Source organism: Agrococcus jenensis (genome assembly GCF_003752465.1).
Classification (GTDB): Bacteria; Actinomycetota; Actinomycetes; order Actinomycetales; family Microbacteriaceae; genus Agrococcus; species Agrococcus jenensis.
The window spans coordinates 2,581,403-2,603,480 of sequence record NZ_RKHJ01000001.1 but is presented as its reverse complement, the minus strand read 5'-3'; the positions used below and the strand labels follow the sequence as shown (position 1 = coordinate 2,603,480).

The window sequence follows — 22,078 nt, the reverse complement described above, 5'->3', positions numbered from 1 at the left end:
TGAGGGGAGGCAGAGAGAGGTACGGGATGGACAAGCAGCGAGACTTCGTGCTGCGCACGATCGAGGAGCGCGGCGTGAAGTTCGTGCGCCTGTGGTTCACGGATGTGCTGGGCACGCTGAAGTCGGTGGCGATCGCCCCGGCCGAGGTGGAGGGCGCCTTCACCGAGGGGCTCGGCATCGACGGCTCGTCGATCGAGGGGCTCTCGCGCTCGTCCGAGGCCGACGTCATCGCGAAGGCCGACCCGTCGACCTTCCAGATCCTCCCGTGGCGCGGCGAGGTCGACCCGACCGCCCGCATGTTCTGCGACATCTCCACCCCGGACGGCCAGCCCGCCGCCGCCGACCCGCGGCACGTGCTCAAGCGCACGCTCGCGAAGGCGGCCGACCGCGGCTTCAGCTTCTACACGCATCCCGAGTGCGAGTTCTACCTGCTCAAGTCGGCCGACGTCGCCAACCCCGAGCCGGTCGACCACGCGGGCTACTTCGACAACGTGCCCGGCGGCACCGCGCACGACTTCCGCCGCGCGAGCGTGCGCATGCTCGAGGACATCGGCATCTCGGTCGAGTTCAGCCACCACGAGGCGGGACCGGGCCAGAACGAGATCGACCTGCGGTACGCGGATGCGCTCTCGACGGCCGACAACATCATGACCTTCCGCACGGTGGTGAAGGAGGTCGCCCAGTCCGAGGGCGTCTACGCCACCTTCATGCCGAAGCCGTTCGAGGGCCACCCCGGCAGCGGCATGCACACGCACCTCTCGCTCTTCGAGGGCGAGCGCAACGCGTTCTACGACGCATCCGGGCAGTACCGGCTGTCGAAGATCGGCCGCCAGTTCATGGCGGGGCTGCTGCACCACGCGCCCGAGTTCACGGCCGTGACGAACCAGTACGTCAACTCCTACAAGCGCATGTGGTCCGGCGACGAGGCGCCCAGCTTCGTCAGCTGGGGCCACAACAACCGCTCCGCGCTCGTGCGCGTGCCGCTCTCGAAGCCCAACAAGGCGCAGTCGGCCCGCATCGAGTACCGGGGCCTCGACTCGGCGGCGAACCCCTACCTCGCGTTCTCGGTGCTGCTCGCCGCGGGCCTCAAGGGCATCGAGGAGGGCTACGAGCTGCCCGACGAGGCGGTCGACGACATCTGGCAGCTCTCCGACAAGGAGCGCAAGGCGCTCGGCTTCAAGCCGCTGCCCGCGAGCCTCGACCGCGCCATCGGCGCGATGGAGGAGTCGGAGCTCGTCGCCGAGACGCTCGGCGAGCAGGTGTTCTCGTACTTCGTCCGCAACAAGCGCGAGGACTGGCAGCGCTACCGCGCGCAGGTGACGCGCGTCGAGCTCGAGTCGAACCTGCTCACGCTGTAGCCCATGCGCGTCCCGTCTCCCCGGGTGCGGCTCGCCCAGCTCGGCTTCCGGGAGCCGAGCAACGCGGAGGCGTGCCTGGCGGAGCTGCCGGAGGCGCTGCACGGGCTCGTCGACGAGTGCGCGCGCTCCGCCGATCCCGACACGGCGCTGCAGATGCTCGTGCGGCTCGAGCGCGCCGGCATCGACCTGGGCGACGTGCTCGACGACGCCGAGGCGCGCGCGTCGCTCGTGCGCGTGCTCGGCGGCTCGCTCGGGATCGGGGAGCACCTCGAGCGGCATGCCGAGGACCTCGACGTCGCCGCGCGGCCCGCGGCGCCCGCCGATGCCGCGACCTACCGCGCGAGCATGCTCGAGGCCGTCGCGGCCGAGGACGGCGCCACGACGATGCCGCGCGACCGCGCCGTCTCGGCGATGCGCGGCCGCTACCGGCGCCACCTCACCGAGCTCGTCGCCTGGGACCTCCGCCTCGACGACCCCGCCGACTTCGTGCACGTGGTCTCCGCGGCGCTCGCCGACCTCGCCGCGGCCGCCCTCGAGGCCGGCCTCGCGATCGCGCGCTCGGCGGCGCGGGAGCGCTTCGGCGCGGACGCCGACAGGGTGCGGCTCGCGATCATCGGCATGGGCAAGGCGGGCGCGCGCGAGCTCAACTACATCAGCGACGTCGACGTCATCTGGGTGCACGAGGCCGACGACCTCGAGGATCCGCGCGCCACGCAGGTCGCGACGCTGCTCGCGCGCGAGACGGCCGCCGCGTGCTCGCAGTTCCAGGCTGCGCCGCCGCTGTGGGAGGTCGACAGCAACCTGCGGCCGGAGGGCAAGGACGGCGCGCTCACGCGCACGCTCGCATCCCACGTCGCCTACTACGACCGGTGGGCGAAGTCGTGGGAGTTCCAGGCGCTGCTCAAGGCGCGGTTCCTCGCCGGCGACGAGGCGCTCGGCGCGGCTTACGAGGCGTCGGTGCGGTCGAAGGTGTGGGAGTCGTCGAGCCGCGAGGGCTTCGTGGAGTCGGTGCAGCGGATGCGCGAGCGCGTCACCGAGCACATCCCGGCCGACGAGGTGGGACGGCAGCTGAAGCTCGGGCCCGGCGGCCTGCGCGACGTGGAGTTCACGGTGCAGCTGCTGCAGCTCGTGCACGGCGCCGACGACGCGTCGCTCCGCCAGCGCGGCACGCTCGAGGCGCTCGACGCCCTCGCCGCGCGAGGCACGATCGGCCGCGCGGACCGGCTCGAGTTCGGCGCCCACTACCGGTTCCTGCGCGTGCTCGAGCACCGCATCCAGTTCTGGCGCATGCGCCGCACGCACCTCATGCCGCTCGGCGAGGACGACCTGCGCCGGCTCGCGCGGGCCGCGCGGCTCGCCGACGCCGACGTGCTCGAGCGGCAGTGGCAGGCCACGCGCCGCGCGGTGCGCTCGCTGCACGAGCGGCTCTTCTACCGGCCGCTGCTCGGCGCGATGGCGTCGCTCGGCCACGAGGACGTGCGGCTGAGCCCCGAGCACGCCATGCGGCGCCTGCAGGCCTCCGGTTACGTCGACGGCAAGGGCGCGCTCGCGCACATCGGCGAGCTCACCGCGGGCGTCAGCCGTCGCGCGCAGATCCAGCGCCTCCTCCTGCCCGTCCTGCTCGGCTGGTTCGCCGAGGGCGCCGATCCCGACATGGGGCTGCTCGCCTTCCGGCGGCTGAGCGAGGCGCTGGGGGAGAGCCCCTGGTTCCTGCGGATGCTGCGCGACTCACCCGTCGCGGCGCAGCGCCTCAGCCACCTGCTCTCGTCGTCGCGCCTCATCGCCTCGCTCATGGAGCGCATCCCCGAGGCCGCCTCGTGGCTCGACAGCGACGAGCAGCTGCGCCCCCGCAGCGAGGCCGCGCTGCGCGACGAGACGGCGGCCGTGCTCGCGCGGCACCAGGACCCGGATGCTGTGCGGCAGGCGCTGCGCTCGCTGCGCCGCCGCGAGCACCTGCGCATCGCGATGGCGAGCGCGCTGCAGCGCATCGACGAGAGTGCCGTCGGCGCCGCGCTGAGCGGCATGGCGGCGGCGCTCGTCGACGCGGCGATCCGGCTCCACCGGCCTGAGGGGCTCGAGCTCGCGACGATCACGATGGGCCGCACGGGCGGTCGCGAGATCGGCTTCGGGAGCGACATCGACGTGCTGCACGTGGCGCGCGGCGAGGGCGACGCGATCGCGGCGGCGACCGCCGTCATCCGCCGCGTGCAGGAGACGCTCGCCGACCCGACGCTGCCGTTCGAGCTGGATGCTGGGCTGCGGCCCGAGGGCAGGCAGGGACCGCTCGTGCGGACCGTCGAGAGCTACCGCGCCTACTACGAGCGCTGGTCGGAGCCGTGGGAGGCGCAGGCGCTGCTGCGCGCGCGGCCGTTCGCGGGCGACGAGGGGCTCGCGGCCGAGCTCATGGCGGTCATCGACGAGCGCCGGTACCCGCGCGACTTCCCCGCGTCGTCGGTGCGCGAGGTGCGTCGCATCAAGGCGCGCGTCGAGGCCGAGCGGCTGCCGCAGAACGCGGATCGCAGGCGCCACCTGAAGCTCGGCGACGGCGCGCTCAGCGACGTCGAGTGGCTCGTGCAGCTGCTGCAGCTGCGCCACGCGGGACGCCTGCCGAGCCTCAGGACGCCGTCGACGCTCGAGGCGCTCGCCGCCGCCGCCCGCGAGGAGCTGCTCTCGGACCGCGATGTCGAGGTGCTGCGGGAGGCGTGGCAGCTCGCCACCCGCATCCGCAACGGGCTCGCGCTCGCTCGTGCGCGCACGATCGACCTCCTGCCGGTCGACCGCGGCGAGCTCGAGGCGGTCGCGCGGCTCGTCGGGATGCCGTCGGGCTCGGCTCGCGACCTGGAGGAGCACTACCTCGCCGCGACCCGGCGCGCCCGCCGCGTCTTCGAGCGCCGCTTCTACGAGGACTGACCCCCTGCTCGTCGAGTAGTTCCCACCTGCCCGTCGAGTAGCACCGAAGGCGCGTATCGAGACGCCCTGCCTGACAACCGTGGAGCAGCACCGACGGCGCGCATCGAGGCGACCTACCTCCCAGCCAGCCCACCTACGCTGGCCCGATGTTCTTCATCTTCGGCTTCGGCGCCAAGCAGCAGGACCTCGGCCCCGGCGAGACCCGCACGTGCATGCGCTGCCACAACACCACGGTCTGGGGCCGCACGCGCGAATCGAAGCAGTTAACGCTCTTCTTCATCCCGCTCGCCCGCTGGGGCCGCCGCGAGTACGAGGTCTGCGGCATCTGCGGCAACGCCGTCGCGGTCTGAGCCCTCTCGGGCGACCGGGGCCGCGAGTTCGACCGGGGCCGCGAGTTCGACCGGGCTGAGTGGGGCGCCGAGGCCCCCTCGCGACCGGCGAGGCGCTCAGACCGATCGAGCGCACATGCGTCCAGCTCCAGTGACAAGCGAGGCCGGGACGAGTCCCCCTGCGGTCTCGACCACGGATGTTCACGCACCGTTCGGTGGCTGTCCGCTCCGAGACGCTCTTCTCGCGCTACGTTCGCAGCATGAGCGTCAACGGGCGGCCCGGCACCATCCCAGGGGATCGACTCCACGAGCGGCTCCGCGAGCTGCTTGCAGAGCTCGGACGTCTTCCTGCGTCGCCCCGAACAGACCCCGGGGCCAGACCTCACGCCGCACGCTTCGCTGAGATCGAAGCGATCCTCGAGGCGCGACTCCTCAGGCGCCGCCGCGGCTAGGCTCGGCGCTCGTCGACGCGCGTCTTCAGCCGCTTCCTCGTCGCCCGCTCGGTCAGCACGAGCAGGAAGTCCTGCACGGGGCTGTCCGCGATCGCCGCCAGCTCCTCGCGCGCCACCCGCTCGATCTCCGCCGCGTCCCAATCCGGGTGCGAAGCCTCCAGCTTCCCGCTGACCTGCACGATGACCTCTTCGCGGTCGATGTTCGTCGTCACCGCCACATCGTGCCACAACGCCGTTCCAGAACGCGGCGCGCACAGGTGAACAGCACCTCAAGAGCGAACGACGTCAGCGGCACGATCGCGCCGGACCCCGATCTCGGCGTGCGACGCCTCATCGGAGAGCGGGGCTCGCTCGAGCATGCGCACGACGGCGTGCTCGCGCTCGACGAGCACGCGAGCCGGCGATCACTCGCGGGCGGCGACCGGCCGTCCCGACCGCGTGTGCCGCAGAGGCCTGCCATCCCGGCCAGCGCCCGCGACCTGCGCGCGCAGCGGGCGCTGGCGTGCGCGCACTGCCACGGCGGCGCAGGCGATCACGGTCACCCCGCCCAGGACTGTCGGCAGGCTCAGTGGCTCGCCGAGGATGACCGCGGCCCAAGCGAGCGTCAGGACGGGCTGCACGAGCTGGAGCTGGCTCACCTGCGTCATGGGCCCGATCGCGAGCCCGCGGTACCAGGCGATGAAGCCCAGGAACATGCTCACGATCGCGAGGTACGCGAGCGCGAGCCAGCTGGATGCGCCCGCGTGGGGAGGATCGATCGTCGCGGAAGCGGCGGTGAGGCAGATCGTCAACGGCGACACGACGACGAGCGCCCAGGAGATGGTCTGCCAAGCACCGAGCTCGCGCGAGAGCACGCCGCCCTCGGCATAGCCGATCGCCGCGGCTGCCACCGCTGCGAGCAGGAGCACGTCCGACGGTCGGATGGTCCCGAAGCCCCCGTTGCCGAGCGAGGCGAAGACGGCAGCCGCGACCGCGCCGACGGCGGCGGCGATCCAGAACACGACTCCCGGCCGTTCGCGAAGGCGCAGGACCGCCGCGATGGCGGTCGCGGCAGGCAGCAGCGCGATGACGATCGCGCCATGGCTCGCGGGCGCGGTGGTGAGCGCGTAGGAGGTGAGCAGCGGGAACCCGACGACCACGCCACCGGCGACGATCGCCAACCGTGCCCACTGCGCTCCGCTCGGGAGGCGCTGACGGGTGGCGACGAGCACGGCGCCAGCGATCGCCGCCGCGACGACTGCGCGAGCAGCACCGACGAAGAGCGGATCGAGCTCGTCCACCGCGATACGCGTGAAGATGACGGTGAACGAGAACGCAACGACACCGGACAGCCCCCAGAGGGTGCCGGACGCCGTCGCGATGTGTGCCGGCTGACTCGTCATGTCTCTGAGTGTCGTCCGGCGTGAGCGCTCGCGACGGGGCCAGCGGCACACAAGTGGACCGTCGTGCAGGGTGACGCCGTGCACGCCCGAGACGGTCAACGGGTTGCGCGCGCGGTTCCGCATCCACGATCTGCGGCGCTGCTACGCGTCGCGGCTCATCGCGCCGCGGGTGTGCTGGATGCGCACGCGGAGATCCTTGCGGACTCCGGGCGGACCGCGACATGAAGCTGGGCCGGGTCCCCCCAAGGAACCCGGCCCAGCAGTCTAGAAGCGTCAGACCCCGTAGTAGAGCTCGAACTCGAACGGGTGCGGACGGAGCGCCATCGGCAGGATCTCGGACTCGCGCTTCATCGCGACCCAGGTGTCGATGAGGTCCTTCGTGAACACGTTGCCCTCGAGCAGGAACTCGTGGTCCTGCTCCAGCGCGACGAGCGCCTCCTCGAGCGTGCCGGGCACCTGGGGGATGTCCTTGGCCTCCTCAGGAGGCAGCTCGTAGAGGTCCTTGTCGACGGGCTCGTGCGGCTCGATGCGGTTCTTGATGCCGTCGAGGCCGGCCATCATCTGCGCAGCGAAGGCGAGGTACGGGTTCGAGGCGCCGTCGGGAGCGCGGAACTCGATGCGCTTCGCCTTGGGGTTCGAGCCCGTGATCGGGATGCGGACGGCCGCCGAGCGGTTGCCGGCCGAGTAGACCAGGTTGACCGGCGCCTCGAAGCCCTTCACGAGGCGGCGGTACGAGTTGATCGACGGGTTCGTGAACGCGAGCACCGCGGGGGCGTGCGCGAGCAGGCCGCCGATGTACCAGCGAGCGAGGTCGGAGAGGTTGCCGTAGCCGTTCTCGTCGAAGAAGAGCGGCTTGCCGTCGAGCCACAGCGACTGGTGCGTGTGCATGCCCGAGCCGTTGTCGCCGAAGAGCGGCTTCGGCATGAACGTGGCCGTCTTGCCCCACTGCTCGGCCGTGTTCTTCACGATGTACTTGAAGGCGAGGATCTCGTCGGCCGCCTTGACCATCGTGTTGAAGCGGTAGTTGATCTCGGCCTGGCCGCCGGTGCCCACCTCGTGGTGGCTGCGCTCGACCTGCAGGCCGATGCCCTCGAGCTTCAGGACGATGTCGTCGCGGAGGTCGGCCTGCTTGTCGACCGGCGAGACGGGGAAGTAGCCGCCCTTGTAGGGCGTCTTGTTGCCCAGGTTGCCGCCCTCCTCGACGCGACCCGAGTTCCAGGCGCCCTCCTCGGAGTCGACCGAGTGGAACGACTGGTTCTGCGTGACCGAGTAGCGCACGTCGTCGAAGACGTAGAACTCCGCCTCGGGGGCGAAGAACGCGGTGTCGGCGATCCCGGTCGAGGCCAGGTACTGCTCGGCCTTGTGCGCGACCTGCCGCGGGTCGCGGTGGTAGATCTCACCGGTGCGCGGGTTGTAGATGTCGAAGATCATGACGAGCGTCTTGTGCTCGCGGAAGGGGTCGACGTAGGCCGTCGTCACATCCGGGATGAGCTGCATGTCGGACTCGTGGATGTTCGCGAAGCCGCGGATCGACGAGCCGTCGAACAGCTGGCCGACGGTGAAGAACTCCTCGTCGACCGTGGACGCGGGGATGTTGAAGTGCTGCTGCACACCCGGCAGGTCCGTGAAGCGGATGTCGAGGAAGCGCACCTCCTCTGCCTTGATGTAGGCGAGGACCTCGGACGAATCCTTGAACATGGTGCTCCTTGACTTTGGGGGTGGGGCGGATGCCTTGGCATCGACGCTACGCAGGAGCCGTTGCCCGCCCGTGACGCCGATGTTTCGGCGGTGTTACGTCAGCGGGGGCGACCGGGCCGCACACGGCGGGGATCGATGCCCCTCGGGATGGGCAGGCTCGCCTGGCCGAGGGAGGTGAGGCGGTTCGCGACGGCCATCACCTCTGCCCGGCTGAGCGTGCGCTTGAGGCGCCGCATGGCGCGCGTGAGCTTGCGCAGCTCGAGCTCGGAGTCGGGGCCGATCTCGATGACGTGGATCGGCACGTTCGGCACGATGCGCTTGACCTTGCGCTTCTCCTCGCCGAGCAGGCGCGACAGTCGCTCGCGCGGGCCCTCGGCGATGAGCACGACGCCGGGCTTGCCGACAGCGCGGTAGACGGCGTCCTGCGTGCGCGGGTTGACGCCCACGGGCATCTCGCTCGTCGTCCAGTTGCCGCGCAGGCCGTTCTTCAGCACGGCGCCGACCGCGCCGGGGCGGCCCTCGATCTGCGCGAACGCGATCTTCTCGGCACGCCACGTGAGCGTCATCATCATGAGCATCAGGCCGATGAGCACGCCGCTGATGATCCAGAGGATCAGGAAGAGCGTGTCCTGGCGGAAGACGATCGCGAGCACCGTGATGATCACGATGGGGCCGAAGAACGCCGCCAGCAGCAGCGGCAGCGCGAGCCGGTCGTTCCTGCGGGTCATCTCGAAGATGGACCACATCGTCTTGAGCCTGCCGGGCTCCTTCTCGCTGTCGCGTGCCATGACGACAGGATACCGGCGCGCGGGTGCCTCGCTCTCCACAGGCAGCGACCGGACCCCCACGCGGATGCGGCCTGCCCTGGCAGGGTCCGGGGCGTGGACCAGGTGGACGAGACGGCTGCGGCGGACGAGGCGGCCTCGGCGGACGACGCGGCCGCAGCGGACGGGGGAGCCGACAGGGAGGACGGGCCGACGATCGCCGGCCATCCGCTCGTGCGCCTGCTGCGACGCACCGGCGAGCGCGAGGTGTGGGTGGCGGCCGACGCGTCGGGCTCGGGCGTCGAGCTGCACCGCAGCATGCCGGGGGAGGAGGCGCTCCTCGCCCGCGAGGTCGAGGCGCTGCTCCTCGCCGATCATCCGCACCTCGTGCCGATCCTCGACGTCGCCACGGACGCGGGGGTGGTCGTCGTGCGGCCGCTGCTGCCGCACGACCTGGCCGACTGGCTGCGCGATAGAGGTGCACCCGACCCGGGCGAGGCGGTGACCGCGCTCGCGCCGATCGCGGCGGCCCTGGGCGCGCTGCACGCGGTCGGGGCGACGGCGGGCGCCGTCAGTGCGCAGCACGTGCGGCTCGACGCCGACGGCGCGCCGCTCCTCACCGGCGAGGGCGCGCGCGTCGAGGCGACGAGGCCGTCGATCGCCTGGCGGGAGGGCAGCGCCGGGGTCGCAGCGGATGCCGATGCGTGGCGCTCGCTCGCCGAGGCGGTGCTGGCGGCGCGCGGCGAGGCGCTGCCCGATGCCGCCCTGCGAGCGATCGACGCCCGCGACCTCGCGGCCGCAGCCAGCGCGCTGCTCGAGGCCTGGCCGGCGCTGCCCCTCGTTCTCGAGCCGGGCGTCGGCCCAGCGGTCGCCACGACGCAGGTGCGCAGACGCATCCGTGCGGAGGGGCTCGAAGCGGTGTGGGCGCGCGCGGCGGTGCTGCTCGAGCGGGTCGCGGCGCGCATGCCGCGGCCCGGTAGCGGTGCCGCCGCGCGGAGCCTCGCTGCCGTGCGCCCGCGGTTCTGGGCCGTCGCGGTCGGCGGCGTCGCGGCGGTCGCGCTCGCACTGCTGCTGCCCGCGCCGGGCGCGGCGGACGAGGGGAGCCGAGCGACAGGGCGCAGCGACGCCCAGGCCCCGCCGACGGCCTCGCCGACCGCTTCGCCGACCGGCTCGCCGCAGCCGCAGCCAGAGGCGATGACAGACGATCCGGTCGCGGGCGCGGCGCTGCTGCTCGCCGAGCGCGAGGCCTGCCTCGCCGCCGGCGACGCCGCATGCCTCGTCGGCCTCCACGAGCCCGACAGCCCGCAGCTCACGGCCGCGTCGCCCTGGCGCATGCCGGACGACGCGCGGCTCGAGCTCGTGCAGCGCCTGGGCGACGCGTGGCTGCTGCGGGTGGTCTCGGAACGAGCACCGGCCTCGGTGCTCGTGATGAGCACCGAGGCCGGTTGGACCCTGCGTGACGCCTGGCCGGCGCCCTAGCGGCTAGACCTCGAAGGCGCCCGACTCCAGGCGCGCCTTGACCTGTCCCAGGTAGCGGGCCGCGTCGGCACCGTCGATGATGCGGTGGTCGTACGACAGGGCCAGGTACACCATCGAGCGGATGGCGATCGAGTCCTGCCCGTCGACCGACACGACGACCGGGCGCTTCACGACCGTGCCGACGCCGAGGATGGCGCGCTGCGGCTGGAAGACCACGGGGGTGTCGAACAGCGCGCCGCGCGAGCCCGTGTTCGTCAGCGTGAAGGTGCCGCCGGCGAGCTCGTCCGGGCTCAGCTTGTTGTCGCGCGTGCGCTGCGCGAGGTCCGCGATCTCGGCCGTCAGCTCGCGGATGCTCTTCGAGCTCGCGTCGCGGATGACCGGGGTCAGCAGGCCGCGCTCGGTGTCGACCGCCATCGCCAGGTTCTCGGTGGCCGGGTAGGTGATCTGCTCACCGTCGTCCGTCGAGTTGATGAGCGGGTGCGACTTGAGCGCCTGCACGGCGGCCTGCGTGAAGAACGGCAGGAAGGTGAGCTTGCTGCCGGTCTCCTGCTGGAACGCCGCCTTCTTGGCCTCGCGGAGCTGCGCGACCTTCGTCACGTCGACCTCGACGACCGTCGTGAGCTGGGCGAGCGTCTGCATCGACTCGACCGCGCGCTTCGCGACCACCTTGCGGAGGCGCGACATCGGCGCGGTCGTGCCGCGGAGCGGCGAGACCTCGACCTCGGCGGGCGCCTGCGACGGCGCCGCCTCGGCGGCCGGAGCCTGGGCTGCGGACTCAGCTGCGGCGAGCACGTCCTCCTTGCGGATGCGGCCGCCCACGCCCGTCCCGGTGAGGGACGCCAGGTCGACGCCCTTCTCGTTCGCGAGCTTGCGCACGATCGGCGTGACGTACGGCGAGCCGCCCGTCGGTGCCGAGGGAGCTGCGGACGGCGCGGGTGCTGCCGGAGCGGCCTTCGGCGCGGGGGCCGCGGGAGCCTTCGGCTGCGAGGGCGCGGCAGGCGCCTGCTTCGGCGCCTCCTGCTTCGGAGCCTCCTGCTTCGGCGCCTCCTGCTTGGGGGCCTCCTCGGCGATCGCCTCCTTGGCGATCTCCTCCTGCTCGACGCCCACCTCTTCGGTGCCGGCGCCCGGGATCACGTCGTCCTCGGCGGGGACCGGCTGGGCACCGGACGCCTGCTCGGACGGCTCGTCGGCGGCCGGCGCGGGGGCCGGCTCGCTGCCGGCGTCGCCGATGCGCGCGATCACGGCGCCGACGTCCACGGTGTCGTCCTCGTTCGCCAGGATCTCGGTGATCGTGCCGGCGACCGGCGACGGCACCTCGGTGTCGACCTTGTCGGTCGAGACCTCGACGATGGGCTCGTCGACCTCGACGGTGTCGCCGACGGCCTTGAGCCAGCGCGTGATCGTGCCCTCGGTGACGCTCTCGCCGAGCGCGGGGAGCGTGATCTCGGCACCGCCGCCGGACGGCTTCGTGCCCGCCTCCTGCGTCTCGGTCGGCGAGATCTCAGCCTGGTCGGTGTCCTGGGCCTGCGCGACGGGGTCGGCCTGCTGCTGCGACGCCTGCGCTGCGTCGGCCTGCTGCGACGGCGAGTCCTGCGCCTCGGCGGCCGACTCGTCGTCGGCCTCCTGGTCGGCCTCGCTGTCGGTGCCGGCGGTGGCGGCCTCGGCGGCCGGGGCCTCCTCGGCGGGCGCGTCCTGCGCCGGAGCGTCGCCCGCGTCGCCGATGCGCGCGATGACGGCGCCGACGTCGACGGTGTCGTCCTCCTCGGCGAGGATCTCGGTGAGCGTGCCGGCGACCGGCGACGGCACCTCGGTGTCGACCTTGTCGGTCGAGACCTCGACGATGGGCTCGTCGACGGCGACCTCGTCGCCCACCGCCTTGAGCCAGCGGGTGATCGTGCCCTCGGTGACGCTCTCGCCCAGTGCGGGGAGCTGGATGTCAGTCATGCTTCGTGTCTCCTGTGGCTGTCGATCAGATGGCGTGCAGGGGCGTGCCCGCGAGCTTGAGCATGGTCTCGCCCAGGGCCTCGTGCTGCGTCGGGTGGGCGTGGATCAGCTGCGAGACGTCCTCGGGGTACGCCTCCCAGTTCACGATGAGCTGCGCCTCGCCGATGAGCTCGCCGACGCGGCGGCCGATCATGTGCACGCCGACCACGGGGCCGTCCTTCACGCGCACGGCCTTCACCGAGCCGGTCGTGCCGACGATCTCGCTCTTCGCGTTGCCGCCGAGCGAGTACTCGTACGTCTCGATCTGATCGTCGCCGTACTGCTCCTTGGCCTTCGCCTCGGTGTAGCCCACGGACGCGACCTCGGGGTCCGAGTAGGTCACCTTCGGGATGTTGACGTCGGCGACCGGGCGCGGCTCGAGGCCGGCGATCTGCTCGGCGGCGAAGATGCCCTGCTGGTAGCCGCGGTGCGCGAGCTGCAGGCCGGGGACGATGTCGCCGACCGCGTAGACGCCCGGCACGGACGTCTGGAGGCGCTCGTCGACCGTGACGTAGCCGCGGTCGAGCTGCACGCCGACCTCCTCGTAGCCGAGGTCCGCCGTCACCGGGCCGCGGCCGACGGCCACGAGCAGCAGGTCGGCGTCGATCGTCTCGCCGTTCTCGAGCGACACGTGCACGCCGCTGTCGTCCTGCGTCACGCCAGAGAAGCGGGCACCGAGCTTGAACTGGATGCCGCGCTTCTTGTAGGCGCGCTCGAACTGCTTCGAGATCGACTCCTCCTCGTTGGGCACGAGGTGGGGGAGGCCCTCGATGATCGTCACCTCGACGCCGAACGAGCGCCAGACGCTCGCGAACTCGACGCCGATGACGCCGCCGCCGAGGATCGCGACGCGCTGCGGGATCCAGTCGAGCTGCAGCGCCTGCTCGCTCGTGATGACGTTGCCGGTGATCTCGAGGCCGGGGAGCGACTTCGGGTACGAGCCCGTCGCGAGCACGATGCTCTTGCCCGTGAGCGTCTCGTCGCCGACCTGCACGGTCGTGGGCGACGCGAGGCGGCCCTCGCCGGCGAACACCTTGATGCCCTTGGCGCTGATGAGGCCCTGCAGGCCCTTGAACTTCTTGGCGACGATGCCTTCGCGGAACGCGGTCACGCGCTCGATGTCGATGCCCTGCAGCTCCGCCTGCACGCCGGCCTCGCCGGACTCGCGCACGACGTCGGCGACCTCCGCCGAGTGCAGCATCGCCTTGGTGGGGACGCAGCCCTTGTGGAGGCACGTGCCGCCCAGCTTGTCCTTCTCGACGATCGCGACGGTCTTGCCGAGCTGCACGGCGCGCAGCGCGACGGCGTAGCCCGCGCTGCCTCCACCCAGGACGACGATGTCAAAGCTCTGATCGGACACGCACTAGCTCCTTATGAGTCTTCGTTGCCGCGCCGGTGGACGTGGCGGTGCAGGGCAGGTCTTGCCCGTCTCAGCCTAGTCGGATGCATCTGCGTGGCGCGGTGCGCGCGGGGCGAGCCCCGTGCGCCCTCGGCGATCACCGGTCGGTGGGCGCCTACTCGGCTTCGCGGGCCATCGTCGCGAGCGTGCGGATGAGGCCGCGCACGGTCACGCCCGTCGCGCCCGACGGGGTGTGGCCGAAGGGCGAGCCGTTGTTCGTGGAGGGGCCAGCGATGTCGAGGTGCGCCCACGGGATGGGCGCGCCGTCGCGCTCGCCGACGAACTCCGCCAGGAAGGCGGCGGCGACGAGCATGCCGCCCGCGCGGTTGCCGACCTTGGCGTTCGCCAGGTCGGCGACCTCCGAGTCGAGCATCCCGAGCATCTCCTCCGGGATCGGCATCGGCCAGACGAGCTCGCCGGCGGCGCGCGACGCGGTGACGACCGCGTCCACGAAGGCGCCGTCGTTGCCCATGATGCCGCTGACGCGGTCGCCGAGGGCGACCTGCTGCGCGCCCGTGAGGGTCGCGACGTCGATGATCGCGTCGGGCTGCGCCTCGCTCGCGAGCACGAGGCCGTCCGCCATGACGAGCCGGCCCTCCGCGTCGGTGTTCGTCACCTCGACCGTCGTGCCGCCGCGCATCGTGATGACGTCGTCGGGGCGCATCGACGTCGACGAGACGAGGTTCTCGGCGAGGCACAGGTGCGCGGTCACGCGGATCGGCAGGTGGAGCGCGGCTGCGGCGACGGTCACCGCGTAGACCGTCGCAGCACCCGTCATGTCGTACTTCATGTGCTGCATGGAGGCGGCGGGCTTCAGCGAGAGGCCGCCCGAGTCGAACGTGATGCCCTTGCCGACGAGCACGACGTGGCGGGTGGCGCTCTCGGGGGCGTGCTCGACCGTGACGAGCCGGGGCGGGCGGCTCGAGCCCTGGCCGACGCCGAGGATGCCGCCGAAGCCCTCGCGGCGGAGGCGCTCCTCGTCGCGCACGACGACGGTGAGCCCGGCGTCGGGCGCCTCGGCGGCGACGCGGTCGGCGAACTCCACCGGGCTCAGCAGGTTGGGCGGGGTGTTCGCGAGGTCGCGCGTGGTCCAGACGGCCTGCGCGGCGATCGTCGCGTCGGTGACGACCGAGGCGGCCACGTCGGCGGCGCCAGCGACCACGGCGATCTCGCACACCTTGGGCGCCTCGGCGCGCTTGAGGCCCGAGAAGCGGTAGGCGCCGAGCGCCGCCCCCTCGAGCACCGCGAGCACGTCGTCGCTCGTGGTCACCGGCAGGGAGAGCGCGATCGACGGCACGTCGCGCAGCGCGCGCACCGCGGCACCCGCGACCTCGCGGAGCCGGATGGGCGACACGTCGTCGCCGAGGCCGGCGAACGCGACCCGGCGGCCGTCGACCACCGCGCGGACGATCTGCTCCCGCTTGCCCGTCACGCCCAGCGCGGTGAGCAGCTCGGCGTCGAAGCCGGGGACCTCCGGGGCGTCGCCGGCGAGCACGCCGTGCACGACGAGCTCGGCGGTCGCGTCGTCGGCGCTGGCGATGATGGACAGTGCGGGGATCGGCATGGGTCACGAGGATACCGGCGCCCGGCGGGTGCGGCGCCCGGCGTCGCTAGGCTGGAGGGGTGTTCGATCCGCGCGACCTGACCCTGGCCCTCGAGGACCTCGAGACGGTGCCGCACGGCCTCGACCTCGTGATCGCGATCCACGGATTCGTGGACGCCGGCGCCGCCGCGGAGGCCGCGGCCGCCGCGATCCTCGACACGCTGCCGCACCGCAGCATCGTCGAGTTCGACACCGACATCCTCATCGACCACCGGTCGCGGCGTCCGCGCATCCTCTTCAACGAGGACAAGATCGAGGAGTACCTGCCGCACTCGCTCACGCTGCTCGTGGTCGAGGACGACGCGGGCGCCCCCTTCCTGCTGCTCACGGGCCCTGAGCCCGACTGGATGTGGGAGCGGTTCACGGATGCGCTGCTCGAGCTCATGGAGCGGCTCGACGTGGCGTCGACGACGATCATCACCTCGATCGGCATGCCGGTGCCGCACACCCGACCGCTCGTCTCGACCGTCTCCGGCAACCGCGCGGAGCTCATCGAGCAGTACTCGGCCTGGCGCCCGGTCTCGCAGGTGCCCGGCTCCGTGATCCACCGCATCGAGCACCGGCTGCACGGCATCGCGCCGGTCACGACCTTCACGGTGCTCGTGCCGCACTACGTGGGGGAGTCCGGGTCGGCGGGGCCCGCGCTCGCAGCGCTCGAGGGCGTGACGAGCGCGACGTCGCTCGCGTTCCGCACCGAGGAGCTGCGGCAGGCCGACCGCGAGTTCCAGCAGCTCGTCGCGCAGCAGATGGAGACGAACGAGGAGCTGCAGCGCATCGTCCACTCGCTCGAGGCGCGCTACGACGCGTTCATGGCGCAGTCGTCGGTGCGGTCGCCGCTCACCGACGAGGACGGCTCGCTGCCGAGCGCCGACGAGATCGCCGAGGAGCTCGAGCGCTACCTGCAGCAGCGACGGCGCCCCGGGGCGGACCCGCTCGGATGAACAGCGCCCGCTCCTGGATCGTCTGGGGGGTCGGCGCGATCGCGTACATGGTCGCGATCCTGCACCGCTCCTCGCTGGGCGTCGCGGGGCCGGCCGCCGCGGAGCGGTTCGAGGTGCAGGCCACGCTGCTGTCGACGCTCGGCGCGGTGCAGGTCGGCGTGTACGCCGCGATGCAGATCCCGGTGGGCGTGCTCGTCGACCGCTACGGCCCGCGCGTCCTGATCGCGAGCGGCGCCGCCGTCATGGTCGGCGGCCAGACGATGGTCGCGCTCGCCGAGGAGCTGCCGCTCGCGATCGCCGGCCGCATCCTGCTCGGCATCGGTGACGCCGCGACCTTCATCTCGGTCATCCGATTGCAGTCGGGCTGGTTCCGCGGGCCGATCGTGGCGCAGATGTCGCAGTGGACGGCGACCACCGGCCAGCTGGGCCAGCTGCTCTCGGTCGTGCCGTTCGCCTGGCTGCTCCACCAGGTGGGCTGGACGCTCTCGTTCGGCTCGCTCGCGATCGTCGGCGCCGTCGCGCTCGTGCTCGTGCTGCTCATCGTCTTCGACGCCCCGAAGGGCGGGGCGCCCGCGACCGGCTCGATCGACGTGCCGGTGGGCTGGTGGCCGCGGCTGCGGAGCGCCATGCGGCAGCCCGGCACGCGGCTCGGCTTCTGGACCCACTTCTCGCTGCTCGGCTCGACGAACGTCTTCCTGCTGCTGTGGGGCTACCCGATGCTCGTCGAGGGGCTCGGCTACGAGCGCGGCCAGGCGGCCGGCCTCATGGCGATCGTCGTCGGCACGGGCATGGTCGTCGGCCCGATCGTCGGCATCGCGACGGCGCGCTTCCCGCTCCGGCGCTCGACGCTCGTGCTCGCGATCGTCGGCCTCGTCGTCGCGACCTGGACGACCGTGCTCGTCTGGCCCGGGCATCCGCCCACCTGGCTCGTCATCGTGCTCGTGGTCGTGCTCGGCATCGCCGGGCCCGGCTCGACGGTCGGCTTCGACTTCGCCCGCACGTTCAACCCGCTGCGCGTGCTCGGCTCGGCGAACGGCGTCGTGAACATCGGCGGCTTCATGGCGTCGTTCGCGCTCATGCCCGCCATCGGCATCATCCTCGACGCCGTGCACGCCGCCCGCGCCGCCGGTGGTGAGGCGGTCGGCGTCTACGACTGGGAGGGCTTCCGCATCGCGCTCGCCTCGCAGCTCGTCGTGCTCGCGATCGGCCTCGTGATGATCGTGCGGACGCGCCGCATCACCCGCTCGCGGATGCGCGAGGAGGGCATCGAGGTCGGCCCGGTGTGGACCGCCATCGCGCGGTGGATGCGGCGCCGCGGCCGCTGATCGCGCCGTCGCCGCGCCCGACCGGCAACCTGGGAATGCGTATGCCATACCCGGCGCTATACTGTCAAGACCGACCCAGTCGAGGTTGTGCTGCCGCACGGACTTGACATGGGTCATTCGACTGCCCCGAAGCCTGGGTGCCTGAGACCTGCGGAGGACGCATGCCAGCCAAGGAAACGACCACGACGACGCGTCGTACCTCGACGAAGGCCGCTGCCGCGACTGACGCCGAGCAGGCCGCCGCGCCCGCGGCGGACGCGACGCCCGCCAAGAAGGCGCCGGCCGCCAAGACGACCGCGGCAAAGACCACGGCGGCGAAGACCGCTGCGGCCAAGACGACTGCAGCCAAGACCACTGCGGCAAAGGCGCCTGCAGCGGCGAAGGCCACGACCGCGAAGACCACCGCCGCGAAGACCGCCGCCGCCAAGAAGGCCGCTCCGGCCGCCGCTGCTCCCGCTGCCCGCGGGGGCCGCCGCAAGGCAGCTGCGACCGAGGAGCCGGAGACCGAGGAGGTCACCGAGGAGGTCGAGGAGGCCGAGGAGGAGGAGGCGGTCCACGTCGAGAAGCTCCCGACCGGCGCCATGCGCCTCTCGGGCGACGACGACGAGCCTGCCGCCACGCAGATCACCGGCGCCACGGCCGACCCGGTCAAGGACTACCTCAAGCAGATCGGCAAGGTCGCGCTGCTGAACGCCGAGCAGGAGGTCGACCTCGCCATGCGCATCGAGGCCGGGCTCTTCGCCGAGGAGAAGCTCTCGATGGAGCCGAACCTCGACTGGCAGATGAAGCGCGACCTCACGCGCATCGCCCGCGACGGCCAGCGCGCCAAGAGCCACCTGCTGGGGGCGAACCTGCGCCTCGTAGTCTCGCTCGCGAAGCGCTACACCGGTCGCGGCATGCAGTTCCTCGACCTCATCCAGGAGGGCAACCTGGGCCTCATCCGTGCCGTCGAGAAGTTCGACTACACGAAGGGCTTCAAGTTCTCGACCTACGCGACGTGGTGGATCCGGCAGGCCATCACCCGCGCCATGGCCGACCAGGCCCGCACCATCCGCATCCCGGTGCACATGGTCGAGGTCATCAACAAGCTCGCCCGCGTGCAGCGCCAGATGCTGCAGGACCTCGGCCGCGAGCCGAGCCCGGAGGAGCTGGCGCGCGAGCTCGACATGACCCCCGAGAAGGTCATCGAGGTGCAGAAGTACGGCCGCGAGCCCATCTCGCTGCACACGCCCCTCGGCGAGGACGGCGACAGTGAGTTCGGCGACCTCATCGAGGACACCGAGGCGGTCGTCCCGGCCGACGCGGTCGGCTTCACGATGCTGCAGCGCCAGCTCGAGTCGCTGCTCGACTCCCTCTCGGAGCGCGAGGCGGGCGTCATCCGCATGCGCTTCGGCCTGGGCGACGGCATGCCGAAGACGCTCGACCAGATCGGCGACACGTTCGGCGTGACGCGCGAGCGCATCCGCCAGATCGAGTCGAAGACGATGGCGAAGCTGCGCCACCCGTCGCGGTCGCAGCAGCTCCGCGACTACCTGGAGTGATCTGTCACGGATCGTCACGAGGCCGCCCGGGAACACCCGGGCGGCCTCGCTCGTCCTAAGATGGGTCAATACCCCCAAGAAGGAGCGCTCATGCCTGGCCCCCGCACGATCCAGTCCCAGCTCGCCCCCGTCGCGGCCATCGCCGCCGCCTCCGTCGCCCTCGCGGGCTGCTCGACCGGCCAGCCCGCCGCGAGCGGCGAGCCCGCCCCGAGCGGTGAGGCGTCGACCGGCCTGACGATCGAGCAGGTGCAGGAGGCCGGCACGCTCGTCGTCGGCACCGAGGGCACCTACTCGCCCTTCTCGTTCCACGAGGGCGGCGCCGGCGAGCTCACCGGCTACGACGTCGAGATCATCACCGCGGTCGCCGAGGAGCTCGGCGTCGAGGTCGAGTTCGTCGAGACGCCGTGGGACGCCATCTTCGCCGCGCTCGACGCGGGCCGCGTCGACGTGATCGCCAACCAGGTCTCCATCACGCCCGAGCGCCTCGAGCGCTACGTCTTCAGCGAGCCCTACACGTACTCGCCAGGCGTGCTCATCGTCCCCCAGGGCAGCGACATCGCCTCGTTCGACGACCTCGCCGGCCGCACGAGCGCCCAGTCGCTCACGAGCAACTGGGCCGAGATCGCGACCGAGGCGGGCGCCGACGTCGAGGAGGTCGAGGGCTTCGCCCAGGCCGCCGAGCTGCTGCGCTCCGGCCGCGTCGACGCGACGATCAACGACCGGCTCACCTACCTCGACTACGTGCAGTCGCAGGGCGGCGAGACCGGCCTCGTCGACATCGCCGAGACCGAGGAGACGAGCGAGAACGCCCTCGCGTTCCGCGCCGGCAGCGAGTCGCTCGTGACCGCCGTCGACGAGGCGCTCGCCACGCTCGCCGAGGACGGCACGCTCGCCGAGATCTCGGAGCGCTACTTCGGCGAGGACGTCTCCCAGCCGTGACGCCCGCACACCGCTCGCGGCCCCGGCGCTCGCCGGGGCCGCGTCGGCGTCCGGCCCGACGCCGTAGGCTCGCGGCGTGAACTGGCAGCTGATCCTCGAGTCGCTCGGGCCGATCGCGATCGGCGCCGTGACCGGCACGATCCCGCTCACGCTCGCCTCGTTCGCGCTCGGCCTCGTGATCGCCGTCGCCCTGGCGCTCGCGCGCATCTCGGGCGTCCGGTGGCTCTCCGGCCTCGCGCGCGCCTACATCTCGGCCATCCGCGGCACCCCGCTGCTCGTGCAGCTGTTCGTGATCTTCTACGGCATGCCGCAGATCGGCATCACGCTCGATCCGTGGCCGAGCGCCATCATCGCGCTCTCGATGAACGTCGGCGGGTACGCGGCCGAGATCATCCGCGCCTCGATCCTGTCGATCCCGCGCGGCCAGTGGGAGGCCGCGTCGATGATCGGCATGTCCCGCGGCCAGTCGCTCTGGCGCATCGTGCTGCCGCAGGCGGCGCGCGTGTCGGTGCCGCCGCTGTCGAACACCTTCATCTCGCTCGTGAAGGACACCTCGCTGTGCTCGGTGATCCTCTTCACCGAGCTCTTCCGCGTCGCGCAGCGCATCGCGGCGCCGAGCGGCGAGTTCCTCACGATCTACATCGTCGCCGCGGCCATCTACTGGGTCATCTGCCTGGTGCTCGCGGCCGGCCAGGACCGACTCGAGAAGAAGCTGGACCGCTATGCCGTCTGACGCCTCCGCCTCGCTGCCCTCCGGCCCGCTGCTGTCGGCGCGCGGCCTCCACAAGTCCTTCGGCGACAACCACGTGCTCCGCGGCGTCGACCTCGACATCGAGGCCGGCACGGTGCACGCGCTCATCGGCCCCTCCGGCTCGGGCAAGACGACGGTGCTGCGCTCCCTCAACGGGCTCGAGGAGCCGGAGGCGGGCACGCTGCGGATCGGCGAGCTCGAGATCGACCTGTCGCGGCCTCGATCGCGGCGGGAGCGCGCCGCCCTGCACCGCACCTCGGCGATGGTCTTCCAGCAGCACCACCTGTTCCCGCACCTGACGGTGCTCGGCAACGTGACGATCGGGCCGATCCGGGTGCAGGGGCGCGATCGTGACACGGTGATGGCCGAGGCGCTGGGCCTGCTCGAGCGCGTCGGGCTGCGCGAGAAGGCCGACGCGTACCCCTCGTCGCTCTCCGGCGGCCAGCAGCAGCGCGTCGGCATCGTGCGGGCGCTCGCCCTGCAGCCGTCGATGCTGCTGTTCGACGAGCCGACGTCGTCGCTCGATCCCGAGCTCGTCGGCGAGGTGCTCGCCGTCATGACCGAGCTCGCGGGCGAGGGCTGGACGATGGCGGTCGTCACGCACGAGCTCGGCTTCGCGCGCGAGGTCGCCGATCAGGTCTCGTTCTTCGACGAGGGCGTCGTGGTCGAGCGCGGCACGCCGGAGCAGGTGTTCGGCGCGCCCGAGCACGAGCGCACCCGCCGCTTCCTGCAGCGGCTGCAGGGGCCGTTCGGCCGCTGACCCGAACTCACGCCCGGCGCACGCGGAAGCGGCCCGCCCCTCGTGGGGTCGGGCCGCTTCGCTCGTCTGGGACCGTGCGCGGATGCGCGCGCCGGTCAGCGCTCCTGGAGCTTGGCCGTCTCGTCGTGCCACACCTTGGCGAGCGGCTGCAGCGCATCGCGGTGCTTCGCCGCGTGGTGCGCGCAGAAGAGCAGCGTGCCGCTCTCCATGGTCGCGCGGACGTACGCCTGGGCCCCGCAGCTGTCGCAGCGATCGAGCCCGCTCAGCGGTGCGCTTGCCTCATCGGCCTCGAGCGTCGTGGTCTGGATGTCGTTCACGGTGCCCTCCCTCATTCGTCCGTCCTCCATCGTGGCATGGACGACCTGCGCATCGGCGTCATTTCGAGGGCGGTTCGCCAGCGGCGCAACCCGGAGCGCGCCGCGTGGCAGCGCGGCCGTCGTGGGACCGCGGACGTAGGCTGGCAG

The 22,078-nt window shown here is 72.1% G+C and carries 18 protein-coding genes; 10 read left to right on the top strand and 8 right to left on the bottom strand.

Going from position 1 to position 22,078, the window contains the following annotated elements; genetic code table 11:
- Positions 1-26 precede the first annotated feature (26 nt).
- From EDD26_RS12775 to EDD26_RS12765, 3 genes are all read left to right on the top strand, one after another.
- On the top strand, positions 27-1,358 hold the full coding sequence (locus EDD26_RS12775; RefSeq protein ID WP_123698058.1) for a glutamine synthetase family protein: 1,332 nt from the start codon (positions 27-29) through the stop codon (positions 1,356-1,358).
- 3 nt (positions 1,359-1,361) lie between these two features.
- Positions 1,362-4,268: a bifunctional [glutamine synthetase] adenylyltransferase/[glutamine synthetase]-adenylyl-L-tyrosine phosphorylase gene (locus EDD26_RS12770; protein WP_123698057.1), complete on the top strand. Its 2,907-nt coding sequence runs from the start codon at positions 1,362-1,364 to the stop codon at positions 4,266-4,268.
- A gap of 146 nt (positions 4,269-4,414) precedes the next feature.
- Positions 4,415-4,618 carry a zinc-ribbon domain-containing protein gene (locus EDD26_RS12765; RefSeq protein WP_123698056.1) on the top strand — a complete coding sequence of 68 codons (204 nt, stop codon included), beginning with the start codon at positions 4,415-4,417 and terminating at the stop codon, positions 4,616-4,618.
- 427 nt (positions 4,619-5,045) lie between these two features.
- Here EDD26_RS12765 and EDD26_RS12760 read toward each other — a convergent pair whose 3' ends face one another.
- The 4 genes from EDD26_RS12760 to EDD26_RS12745 form a co-directional block, all read right to left on the bottom strand.
- Complete coding sequence (locus EDD26_RS12760; protein WP_123698055.1) at positions 5,046-5,261, bottom strand: three-helix bundle dimerization domain-containing protein; 216 nt, start codon at positions 5,259-5,261, stop codon at positions 5,046-5,048.
- Between the two features lie 192 nt (positions 5,262-5,453).
- Positions 5,454-6,431 carry a DMT family transporter gene (locus tag EDD26_RS12755; protein WP_123698054.1) on the bottom strand — a complete coding sequence of 326 codons (978 nt, stop codon included), beginning with the start codon at positions 6,429-6,431 and terminating at the stop codon, positions 5,454-5,456.
- Positions 6,432-6,704: 273 nt separating this feature from the next.
- On the bottom strand, positions 6,705-8,129 hold the full coding sequence (gene glnA / locus EDD26_RS12750) for a type I glutamate--ammonia ligase (protein WP_123698053.1): 1,425 nt from the start codon (positions 8,127-8,129) through the stop codon (positions 6,705-6,707).
- Positions 8,130-8,227: 98 nt separating this feature from the next.
- A complete protein-coding gene (locus EDD26_RS12745; RefSeq protein WP_123698052.1) occupies positions 8,228-8,917 on the bottom strand; it encodes a DUF4191 domain-containing protein in 690 nt (229 codons plus the stop codon).
- Positions 8,918-9,010: 93 nt separating this feature from the next.
- Here EDD26_RS12745 and EDD26_RS12740 point away from each other — a divergent pair, with 93 nt between their 5' ends.
- Entirely contained in the window at positions 9,011-10,372 is a 1,362-nt protein-coding gene (locus tag EDD26_RS12740; protein ID WP_123698051.1) for a protein kinase family protein, read from the top strand.
- A 3-nt stretch (positions 10,373-10,375) separates the two neighbouring features.
- Here EDD26_RS12740 and sucB read toward each other — a convergent pair whose 3' ends face one another.
- From sucB to EDD26_RS12725, 3 genes are all read right to left on the bottom strand, one after another.
- On the bottom strand, positions 10,376-12,316 hold the full coding sequence (gene sucB, locus EDD26_RS12735; protein WP_123698050.1) for a 2-oxoglutarate dehydrogenase, E2 component, dihydrolipoamide succinyltransferase: 1,941 nt from the start codon (positions 12,314-12,316) through the stop codon (positions 10,376-10,378).
- Positions 12,317-12,341: 25 nt separating this feature from the next.
- Positions 12,342-13,715 carry a dihydrolipoyl dehydrogenase gene (gene lpdA, locus EDD26_RS12730; RefSeq protein ID WP_123698049.1) on the bottom strand — a complete coding sequence of 458 codons (1,374 nt, stop codon included), beginning with the start codon at positions 13,713-13,715 and terminating at the stop codon, positions 12,342-12,344.
- Positions 13,716-13,869: 154 nt separating this feature from the next.
- The gene (locus EDD26_RS12725; protein WP_123698048.1) at positions 13,870-15,318 is read right to left on the bottom strand and encodes a leucyl aminopeptidase; all 1,449 of its coding nucleotides are present in this window, start codon (positions 15,316-15,318) and stop codon (positions 13,870-13,872) included.
- Positions 15,319-15,377: 59 nt separating this feature from the next.
- On the opposite strand from EDD26_RS12725, the gene EDD26_RS12720 reads away from it, so the two are divergent.
- The 6 genes from EDD26_RS12720 (at position 15,378) to EDD26_RS12695 (ending at position 21,614) form a co-directional block, all read left to right on the top strand.
- Positions 15,378-16,298: a PAC2 family protein gene (locus tag EDD26_RS12720; protein WP_123698047.1), complete on the top strand. Its 921-nt coding sequence runs from the start codon at positions 15,378-15,380 to the stop codon at positions 16,296-16,298.
- Positions 16,295-17,623, top strand: coding sequence for an MFS transporter (locus EDD26_RS12715; protein WP_123698046.1), 1,329 nt, complete (start codon positions 16,295-16,297; stop codon positions 17,621-17,623). The genes EDD26_RS12720 and EDD26_RS12715 overlap by 4 nt, the downstream gene beginning before the upstream one ends.
- A 161-nt stretch (positions 17,624-17,784) precedes the next feature.
- Positions 17,785-19,164 carry an RNA polymerase sigma factor gene (locus tag EDD26_RS12710; RefSeq protein ID WP_123698045.1) on the top strand — a complete coding sequence of 460 codons (1,380 nt, stop codon included), beginning with the start codon at positions 17,785-17,787 and terminating at the stop codon, positions 19,162-19,164.
- Between the two features lie 90 nt (positions 19,165-19,254).
- Positions 19,255-20,103, top strand: coding sequence for an amino acid ABC transporter substrate-binding protein (locus EDD26_RS12705; RefSeq protein ID WP_123698044.1), 849 nt, complete (start codon positions 19,255-19,257; stop codon positions 20,101-20,103).
- A gap of 76 nt (positions 20,104-20,179) precedes the next feature.
- On the top strand, positions 20,180-20,836 hold the full coding sequence (locus tag EDD26_RS12700; protein WP_123698043.1) for an amino acid ABC transporter permease: 657 nt from the start codon (positions 20,180-20,182) through the stop codon (positions 20,834-20,836).
- Complete coding sequence (locus EDD26_RS12695) at positions 20,826-21,614, top strand: amino acid ABC transporter ATP-binding protein (protein WP_123698042.1); 789 nt, start codon at positions 20,826-20,828, stop codon at positions 21,612-21,614. Before EDD26_RS12700 ends, EDD26_RS12695 begins: the two co-directional genes overlap by 11 nt.
- A 95-nt stretch (positions 21,615-21,709) precedes the next feature.
- Here EDD26_RS12695 and EDD26_RS12690 read toward each other — a convergent pair whose 3' ends face one another.
- Positions 21,710-21,946, bottom strand: coding sequence for a DUF7455 domain-containing protein (locus tag EDD26_RS12690; RefSeq protein WP_245989903.1), 237 nt, complete (start codon positions 21,944-21,946; stop codon positions 21,710-21,712).
- Positions 21,947-22,078: the final 132 nt, after the last annotated feature.